The organism is Bradyrhizobium sp., assembly GCF_047605465.1.
Lineage (GTDB): Bacteria > Pseudomonadota > Alphaproteobacteria > Rhizobiales > Xanthobacteraceae > Bradyrhizobium.
In genome coordinates this window covers 55,427-63,931 of record NZ_JASGFS010000038.1, presented here as the reverse complement: position 1 = coordinate 63,931, position 8,505 = coordinate 55,427, and the positions used below count along the sequence as shown (strand labels likewise).

Sequence of the window (8,505 nt, the reverse complement as noted above, 5' to 3'; positions counted from 1 at the left end):
GCCGAGCAGCGCCTTGATCAGCCGCGAGCGCAGCTCGATCAGGTGGTCCATCAATGGGGCTTTGCTGGCCTCGATGTCGGCGTCGCTCATGACGCTTTGGCGTCCTTGATCGCCTCGGATGGCACGGTGTCCTGGGCAGACGGCGCCTGCTCGATCTCACGGGTGACCGCGAGCGGTTCGTTCACGGCCGCATGCGCCTCGGCCTCAACGAAGGTCGCGGGCGTCGGCGCTTCCGGAGTCGTCGGTGTCACCGGCGGTTCGATCAAAACCGCCGGCGTTTCGACGGCGGCGGTCGTGGAGGTGTCGGCCGGCTTGTCGAGCGGATCGATCCGCAGCGCGTCGCTGACGTCTTTCTGTAGAGACGTCAGGGGATTCTTGCTGGCGAAGCCGGAGGCGGCTTCCTTGACCTCGTCGAAGCTCTTCTTGAGGTCGGCCATCTCGGCCTCGCGCATCGCTTCCTGGAACTGGCCCTGGAATTCGGCCGCCATCTTGCGGGCCTTGCCCATCCACTGCCCGACCATGCGCAGCACGCCCGGCAGCTCTTTCGGGCCGATGGCAACCAGGGCTACCACCCCGATGAGGACCAGTTCACTCCACCCGATGTCGAACATGAGGTCTTCCGTTCAGGCCAGCCGCAATCGGCCCAATCCTCTCCGCGCAGGATCGGGACCGCCCGCGTCAGTCCATTCTTTGGCTCAGACGGCCTTGCTGCCGACGTCGGACCGTGCCGCGGTCGGCGCGGCATTGTGCTCGATCGACTTGGACGGCTCGGGCTTCTCGGCAGGCTTGTCGTCATCCTGCATGCCCTTCTTGAAGGCCTTGATGCCCTGCGCGACGTCGCCCATCAGATCCGAAATCTTGCCGCGGCCGAACAGCAGCAGGACCACTGCGATCACCAAGATCCAGTGCCAAATGCTAAGCGAACCCATCCTGCAACCCTCCAAACACGCATGGCCGGGGAGCCGGCCGATCTTGACCGAAACCTAGGCTTGGCAGGTGTCAAAAACAAGGACCAAGGCAGCGTCAATTCGCTGTTGGCGCTACGTAATCTTGCTAGTGTTAACTGGTCGCAGGGGGCCCGTAAAAGGCTGGAGGATCACTCCTCGCTGCCACCCTCGCCACCACCCTCATTGCCGGTTTCCGGCGTCTCGGGCTCGACCGCAGGCGCCAGCGCCAGATCCAGATCCTCGCCGGGTTCCAGCGGATCCTCGTCCTCGCGCAACGCCGGATCATCGGACGGCGTCGGCACGCTGAAGCCGGTCGGCAGGCGCGAATCCAACAGACCCGTACCCTTGAGCTCCTCCAGGCCCGGCAGGTCGCCGAGCTGTTCCAGGGTGAACTGCGACAGGAAGTCCTCGGTGGTTCCGAAGGTCAGCGGACGGCCGGGCGTCTTGCGGCGGCCGCGCGGCTTGATCCAGCCGGTCTCCAGCAGCACGTCGAGCGTGCCTTTCGAGGTCACCACGCCGCGGATCTCCTCGATCTCGGCGCGCGTCACCGGCTGGTGATAGGCGATGATCGCCAGCACCTCGATCGCGGCGCGCGACAGGCGACGGGTCTCCGTGCTCTCACGCGTCATCAGCCAGGCGAGATCGCCTGCGGTGCGGAAGGTCCACTTGTTGGCGACGCGCACGAGGTTCACGCCGCGCGAGGCGTAGTCGGCCTGCAACTGCTCGAGCGCGGCCTTGACGTCGACGCCCTCCGGCATCCGCTTGGCCAGCGTCGCGGTATCCAGCGGCTCGTTCGAAGCAAACAGCAGTGCTTCGAGCAGCCGCAACTCTTCGGGGCGCGCCTGGGCTTCGTTGTCCATCGGCTCGACCTCTTCCACCCGAACTTCCGCCAAGGCCATGGCAGCTTCTCCTTCTTGCACTTAACCCACCGGCGCGTCGGGCGCAGGAGCTGCGTCCGGGACCGGTTTAGGACGCCCCTTCCGGAAATAGATGGGCGCAAACGCCTCTTTCTGGTTCAGTTCGAGCTGGCCCTCGCGAACCAGTTCGAGCGCGGCGGCGAAACTCGAGGCGAACACCGTCGCGCGCTGCGTTGGATCGGCGACGTGCCGGATCAGGAAGTCGTCGAGAACGCCCCAGTCATCCTGCTCGCTGATGCTGCCGACCAATCGCTCGAGCGTGGCGCGCGCCTCGGCCAGCGACCACACCGTGCGCTTGGCCAGGTGCACGCTCGCGAGCACGCGCGACTGGCGTTGCGAGGCATAGGCGGTCAGCAGGTCGTACAGCGTCGCCGTGTATTTCGGATGCTTGATCTCGGCGATCTGCTCGGGCTCGCCGCGCGGAAAGATGTCGCGGAGCAATTGCTGCCTGTTCATCAACCGATTGGCCGCTTCGCGAATGGCCTCCAGGCGCCGCAGGCGGTTGGCGAGCGCTGTCGCCATTTCCTCGGCGCTCGGTCCTTCCGCCGTCGGCGGCTCCGGCAGAAGCAGACGCGACTTCAGGAACGCGAGCCAGGCCGCCATCACGAGATAGTCGGCGGCGAGCTCCAGCCGGATCTTTCGCGCGGCTTCGATGAAGTGGAGGTACTGATCGGCCAGTGCCAGGATCGAAATCTTGGCGAGGTCGACCTTCTGCTGCCGCGCCAGCGCGAGCAGCAGGTCGAGCGGGCCCTCGTAGCCCTCGACGTCCACGACCAGCGCCGGCTCGCCCTCGGCGAGCTCGGCGGGCCGCCCGGTTTCGAACGATAAGATTTCTGCGGTCATGCGGATGCCGTGTTTGCCCGTGCGATCAGTGCGTCGAGTTCGGCGCGTGCGGCCGCCCGATCGAACGGCTGCGGAGGCTTGCGCGCGGCGAGCGCGGCATTTGCCCTCTCCAGCGCCCTGCCCGACAATTCAGGTGTTTGGCCGGCGACGTCGCGCATCTCCTCGATGTTGCCGTTGCAGTGCAGGGCCATGTCGCAGCCGGCCGCGAAGATGGCCCGCGTCCGCTCGGCCAGGCTTCCCGCCAGCGCGTTCATCGACACGTCATCACTCATTAACAAACCCTGGAACCCGATTACGCCGCGAATCACCTGAGCGATCATTGTCGCAGAAGTCGTGGCCGGATGGGCGGGGTCGACGGCGCTAAACACAACATGTGCAGTCATCGCCATCGGCAGGTCCGCAAGCGGCCTGAACGCTGCGAAGTCGGTGCGATCGAGCTCGTCCCTCGGCGTGTCGACCGTGGGGAGCCTGAAATGAGTGTCCGCAGTTGCCCGGCCGTGGCCGGGAATGTGCTTGAGGACCGGCAGCACGCCGCCCTGTTCGAGGCCCTCGGTGACGGCGCGAGCGATCGCCGCGACCTTGCCGGGTTCGGTGCCGTAGGCCCGATTGCCGATGACCGCGTCGGCGCCCGACACCGGCACGTCCGCGAGCGGCAGACAGTCGACGGTGATGCCGAGATCAGCGAGATCGGCCGCAATCAAGCGGGCGCTCAGGCGTGCAGCCGTGAGCCCCAGGGCCGAATCAGTGTCGTAGAGCGTCCCGAAAACCGCGCCCGGCGGGTAGACCGGCCAGTGCGGCGGCCCCAGCCGCTGCACGCGCCCACCCTCCTGGTCGATCAGGACCGGCGCGTCGGGAGCCGCTGCCACGCTGCGCAATTCCCCAACCAGTGAAGCGACTTGAGCCGGGGTCGCGATATTGCGCTTGAAGAGGATGAAACCCCATGGGCGCTCGGCACGGATAAACTCCCGCTCGGCGGCGGTCAGTTCCGTTCCGGATACGCCGGTAATGAAGGCCCGCGTGCTCATAAGGGCCGATTAACCCTGCCCCGTCAGGGGGTCAAGGAAACGGCCGTTAATTCCTCTGGACGAAGCAGGACGGCAGGCCGGCTGATTTCAGGCTGTTGCAGGCCTGCATCGCCTCGTCAGCCGAAGCATAGGGTCCGGCAAAGGCGCGATAGACGATCCCCTTGCCCTTGTCGGTGAGATCGACCCGCTTGATCACCGGCGAGCGAGACCCGAGCACGTTGCCGTACTTGCCCTGCAGCACGCGATAGGACGCGTGGGCGCTCTCCTCGCTTTGCTGCGACGAGACCTGCACGACGAAGCCGCCCCCACCGCTGCTCGCAGGCGCGAGTTGCGTCGGATTGGTCGCGGCCAGCCTTTGCGGCGGTTCGGATGGCGAGCCCTGCGGGGCCAGCGAGAGCGGCTGCGTGGCGCTGGCATTGGCCGAGGTCGGCGGAGTCCGCGAGGGGGCCGGCGCCACTGCGGCGCCGGGCTTGAGCGCTGTTGCCGGCCGCGCGACCGTGGCGGGCGCGGCAACTTGCGGAGCCGTGCTGTCGGTCTGATCGCCCTTCACGGCCACGGTCCGGATCGGACGCGGTGAATTGTTCGGAAGGGTGCCGTTGCTCGGCGCCGGACCGGCGCTCGCCGGCGGGATCGCGGACGGCGAGACACTCGCCACCGACGGCGGGTTGGCGTTCTGGTTCAGCGGCGGAAACACCACGCGCGGACCACCCGTCCCTGCCCTGGCGTTGACGTCAACGGGCGCCTCTTCGCGCGGCACGATCTTCTCGCTGCCGTCACCGGCGGCCATGCGATCGGGCACCTTCGTCGATGAATCGTTCGGTGCCGGCACGACCTTGGTCGGCGTGTTGTCCGCCTTGATGATCGGCGGCTCGCCGCTGCGCGGCGACCCCATGTAGGTCTTGTAGGCGAAGGCTGCTCCGGTCCCGACAACGGCGAGCGCGAGGATCGCCGCCACGGTCATCATGCCGCCGCGCTGCTTCTTCGGCTCGTCGAGATCGGCCTCGGGATAATCGCTCTGGAAAGCATAGGGATCGTCCGGATAGGCCGGATCGCGCTGGAAATCCTGCTCACCCGACTCGAGCCGGCCGTACAGCGCGTCGTCATAGCGCGACGGATCGGGCTGCTGGTGCGGCTCCTGATAGGCTTGGTTCTGATACGCCGTATCTTGATACGCCTGTTCCTGGTAGGCGTGATCCTGATAGGCCTGCTGCTGGAAATCAGGCTCGGGCCTCGCCTGCGCCGGCGTGTAGCGGTGCAGCGGATGCACGGGGTTCACCGAGACCGGATAGTCGGGCTCCGGCGCGGGTGCCGGCTGCGGCTGCACATTGGCGCGCCGCATCCATGACGGACCCGGCTGAGACGGCGGCGATGCCGGCTCGGCATAGTCCTGCTGGTAATCGTCGTGCTGATAGCTGTCTTCCGCGTAGCTTTGGGCCGGCGCCGGCGCTGCCGGCGGCCTCTTGCCGGCGCTCCCCTGCGCGGCGAACGGATCGGTCTGTCCGATCAGTCGGGCGAGTTCAGCCAAGGGATCGTTCTCCGCTCTCCCATGTTGATCGCCGCCGCGACCATAGTCATCGGAAGGAAACGGTCTGTCGTGATATCGATCGGCCATCGTGATGATGCGTCCCTTCGGGAAAACCGCGCTCCCCTCGACCAAGGCGCAGTTTTCGACCCACAAGGCTTTCAACCAAGTCTAAGCGATCCGGCTTCTGCCGGTACCCCCCAAAAATTCCCTTAAGTAGTTCGCCCCAAACTACCGCATCTCGTCCGGGGCATGGACGCCGAGGATGGCGAGGCCCGATGCCAGGACCGAGACGACGCCCTGGACCATTGCCAGTCGCGCCTGTGTAAGATCTGCATCATTATTGATAATGAAGCGTAAATAGGGCAGATCGCGCCCCTTCGTCCAAAGCGCGTGAAATTCGCTCGCTAGATCATATAGATAAAAGGCAATACGGTGCGGTTCATGGGCTGCGGCGGCAGCTTCCAGCATCCGCGGATAAATTGCGAGGCGCTTTAAAAGATCGAGCTCGGCCGGGTCCGACAGCCGCTCCAGCGCCGACTCAGCGAGCCAGGCGATGCGCTTGCCGGACTCCTTGGGCAGCTCCGGGAACACCTCGGCTCGCGCATTCCGGAAGATCGAATGACCGCGGGCGTGGCCGTACTGCACATAGAAGACCGGATTGTCGCGCGACTGCTCCATGACCTTGGCGAGGTCGAAATCGAGCACCGCGTCGTTCTTGCGGTAAAGCATCATGAAGCGAACGGCGTCCTGCCCGACTTCATCCACCACCTCACGCAAGGTGACGAAGTCCCCGGCTCGCTTCGACATTTTCACCGGCTCGCCGTTGCGCAGCAACTTCACGAGCTGGACGATCTTGACGTCGAGCGCGCCCTTGCCGGAAGTCGTCGCCTTGACCGCCGCCTGCATGCGCTTGATGTAACCGCCGTGATCGGCGCCCCACACGTCGATCATCTCGGCGAAGCCGCGGTCGAACTTGTTCTTGTGATAGGCGATGTCGGAGGCGAAGTAGGTGTAGGAATTGTCCGACTTGATCAGTGGACGATCGACATCGTCGCCATAGGCGGTCGCCCTGAACAGCAGCTGCTCGCGGTCTTCCCAATCCTCGACCGGCGCGCCCTTCGGCGGCGGCAGGCGGCCTTCGTAGACGTCGCCCTTGGCGCGCAGGAAGTCGATGGTCTCGGCAACCCTGTTGTTGCCGCTCTCGATCAGCGAACGCTCCGAGAAGAACACGTCGTGGCGGATGTTCAGCGCGGCGAGATCGCCCTTGATCTCATCCATCATCATCGCGATCGACTTGGCACGAACGGCCGGAAGCCAATCGGCCTCGCTCTTCGCGAGAAGCTTGTCGCCGTATTCCTTCGCGAGCGCCGCACCGACCGGCTTCAGATAGTCGCCGGGGTAAAGTCCATCGGGAATGGCGCCGATGTCCTCACCCAACGCCTCACGGTATCTGAGAAACGCCGAGCGTGCGAGCACGTCGACCTGGGCGCCGGCGTCGTTGATGTAATATTCGCGCGTGACGTCGTGGCCGCCGAACTGCAGCAGGCTCGCCAGCGCATCGCCGAACACGGCGCCGCGGCAATGGCCGACATGCATCGGTCCGGTCGGATTGGCCGAGACGTATTCGACGTTGACCTTGGAGCCGCCGCGGACGCGACCGTAATCGGCGCCGTCGCGCAGAACCGTCCGCAGCGCCTCCGCCCAGGCGGCGGGCTTCAGCGTCAGGTTGATGAAGCCGGGACCGGCGACATCCACCTTGGCGATCAGCGCGTCGGCGCGAAGCCGCTCGGCGATCTGCTCGGCGAGGTCGCGGGGTTTCGCCTTTGCCTCTTTCGCAAGCACCATCGCGGCGTTGGTGGCCATGTCGCCATGCGAGGGATCGCGCGGCGGCTCGACCACCACGCGCGAGAAATCGATGCCCTCGGGCCAGTTGGCTTCCACGGCGAGGCCACGGCAGGCGGCATGCACGCGCGCAAGCACGTCGGCGAACAGATGCAGCGATGAGGATGTGTCGGGCATGGGCGCCGCCTAACGCAAATCCGGGGTCGAGTCAAAGAGCCGCTGGTGTTCGGTCAGGGCGAAGCGGTCGGTCATTCCGGCAATGAAATTGCCGATCCGGCGAGCCCGGTCCCCCTCGTCGTCCTGCTTCGCCCCCACCAGCCATTCCGGCGGAAGCTCACCCGGCGATTTGAGGTATTTTGCGAACAGGTCGAACAGGATCTGTTCCGCCTCTCCCATTACCCGCATCACCCGCTTGTGGCGATACATGTGCTGGTAGAGGAAGCGCTTGATGGCGGCCTCCTCCTCGGCAACGGCCGCCGGAAACGCGATCAACGCCCGGCTCTGCTGGCGCACGTCCGGGGCCGATTGCGGCCGGACCGCGGCAATGTTCTTCTGCGCCTCAGCAAACACCGCCCCGATCAGATGCGAGATGAGTTCGCGCACCAGTTCGGCGCCGCGCCTGACGTCTTCGAGATCGGGGTAATGTGCCGATGTCTCGGCGATGATCTCGGCCGTCAGCGGCATCACCTTGAGATCGTCGAGATGGAACAGCCCGGCGCGCAGGCCGTCGTCGATGTCGTGGGCATCGTAGGCGATATCGTCGGCGATCGCCGCGACCTGCGCCTCCAGCGATGCGAAGCTCCAGAGCTCGAGGTCGTAGATCGCCGTGTAGTCGGCGATACCGACGGGAATGCCGTGCTCGCGATAGCGCCCGACCGGCGCGCCGCTGCGATCGGTCAGCGGGCCGTTGTGCTTGACGATGCCCTCGAGCGACTCCCAGGTCAGGTTCAGCCCGTCGAATTCGGGATAGCGGTGCTCGAGCGAGGCGACCACGCGGAGGGTCTGGGCATTGTGATCGAAGCCGCCGAAATCCTTCAGGCAGGCATCGAGCGCCCGCTCGCCGGCATGCCCGAACGGCGGATGGCCGAGATCGTGGGCGAGCGCGAGCGTCTCGGTGAGATCCTCGTCGAGCCCCAGCTGGCGGGCCAGCGCGCGGGCGATCTGCGCCACCTCCAGCGAATGGGTCAGCCGGGTCCGGTAATGGTCGCCTTCGTGGAACACGAACACCTGGGTCTTGTACTTCAGGCGGCGGAAGGCGGTGGAATGGATCACGCGGTCGCAATCCCGCCGGAACGGGCTCCGGGTCCGGCTCGGCGGCTCGGCGACCAGCCGGCCGCGGCTGCGATCGGGGTCGCAGGCATAGGGTGCGCGGGGGGCAGCCATTCCGACGGACACGACGAATTTAG

The 8,505-nt window shown here is 65.9% G+C and carries 8 protein-coding genes and 1 pseudogene; all 9 read right to left on the bottom strand.

Annotated elements, in window-relative coordinates; all coding sequences use genetic code 11:
- A pseudogene (locus QM712_RS24140) lies at positions 1-90 on the bottom strand (twin-arginine translocase subunit TatC); the annotation flags it as partial.
- Positions 87-611 carry a Sec-independent protein translocase protein TatB gene (tatB, locus tag QM712_RS24135; protein ID WP_415025650.1) on the bottom strand — a complete coding sequence of 175 codons (525 nt, stop codon included), beginning with the start codon at positions 609-611 and terminating at the stop codon, positions 87-89. The gene tatB and the pseudogene QM712_RS24140, both read right to left, overlap by 4 nt.
- Positions 612-695: 84 nt before the next feature.
- On the bottom strand, positions 696-929 hold the full coding sequence (locus QM712_RS24130; RefSeq protein WP_195804379.1) for a twin-arginine translocase TatA/TatE family subunit: 234 nt from the start codon (positions 927-929) through the stop codon (positions 696-698).
- A gap of 167 nt (positions 930-1,096) precedes the next feature.
- Positions 1,097-1,846, bottom strand: coding sequence for an SMC-Scp complex subunit ScpB (scpB, locus tag QM712_RS24125; protein ID WP_415025649.1), 750 nt, complete (start codon positions 1,844-1,846; stop codon positions 1,097-1,099).
- 21 nt (positions 1,847-1,867) lie between these two features.
- A complete protein-coding gene (locus QM712_RS24120; RefSeq protein WP_074120661.1) occupies positions 1,868-2,707 on the bottom strand; it encodes a segregation and condensation protein A in 840 nt (279 codons plus the stop codon).
- Entirely contained in the window at positions 2,704-3,732 is a 1,029-nt protein-coding gene (gene nagZ, locus QM712_RS24115; protein WP_415025648.1) for a beta-N-acetylhexosaminidase, read from the bottom strand. Before nagZ ends, QM712_RS24120 begins: the two co-directional genes overlap by 4 nt.
- Before the next feature lie 46 nt (positions 3,733-3,778).
- Positions 3,779-5,344, bottom strand: coding sequence for an SPOR domain-containing protein (locus QM712_RS24110; RefSeq protein ID WP_415025647.1), 1,566 nt, complete (start codon positions 5,342-5,344; stop codon positions 3,779-3,781).
- A gap of 141 nt (positions 5,345-5,485) precedes the next feature.
- Positions 5,486-7,276 carry an arginine--tRNA ligase gene (gene argS / locus QM712_RS24105; RefSeq protein ID WP_415025646.1) on the bottom strand — a complete coding sequence of 597 codons (1,791 nt, stop codon included), beginning with the start codon at positions 7,274-7,276 and terminating at the stop codon, positions 5,486-5,488.
- A 9-nt stretch (positions 7,277-7,285) separates the two neighbouring features.
- Positions 7,286-8,494, bottom strand: a complete 1,209-nt coding sequence (locus tag QM712_RS24100) for a deoxyguanosinetriphosphate triphosphohydrolase (RefSeq protein WP_415025645.1) — start codon at positions 8,492-8,494, stop codon at positions 7,286-7,288.
- Positions 8,495-8,505: the final 11 nt, after the last annotated feature.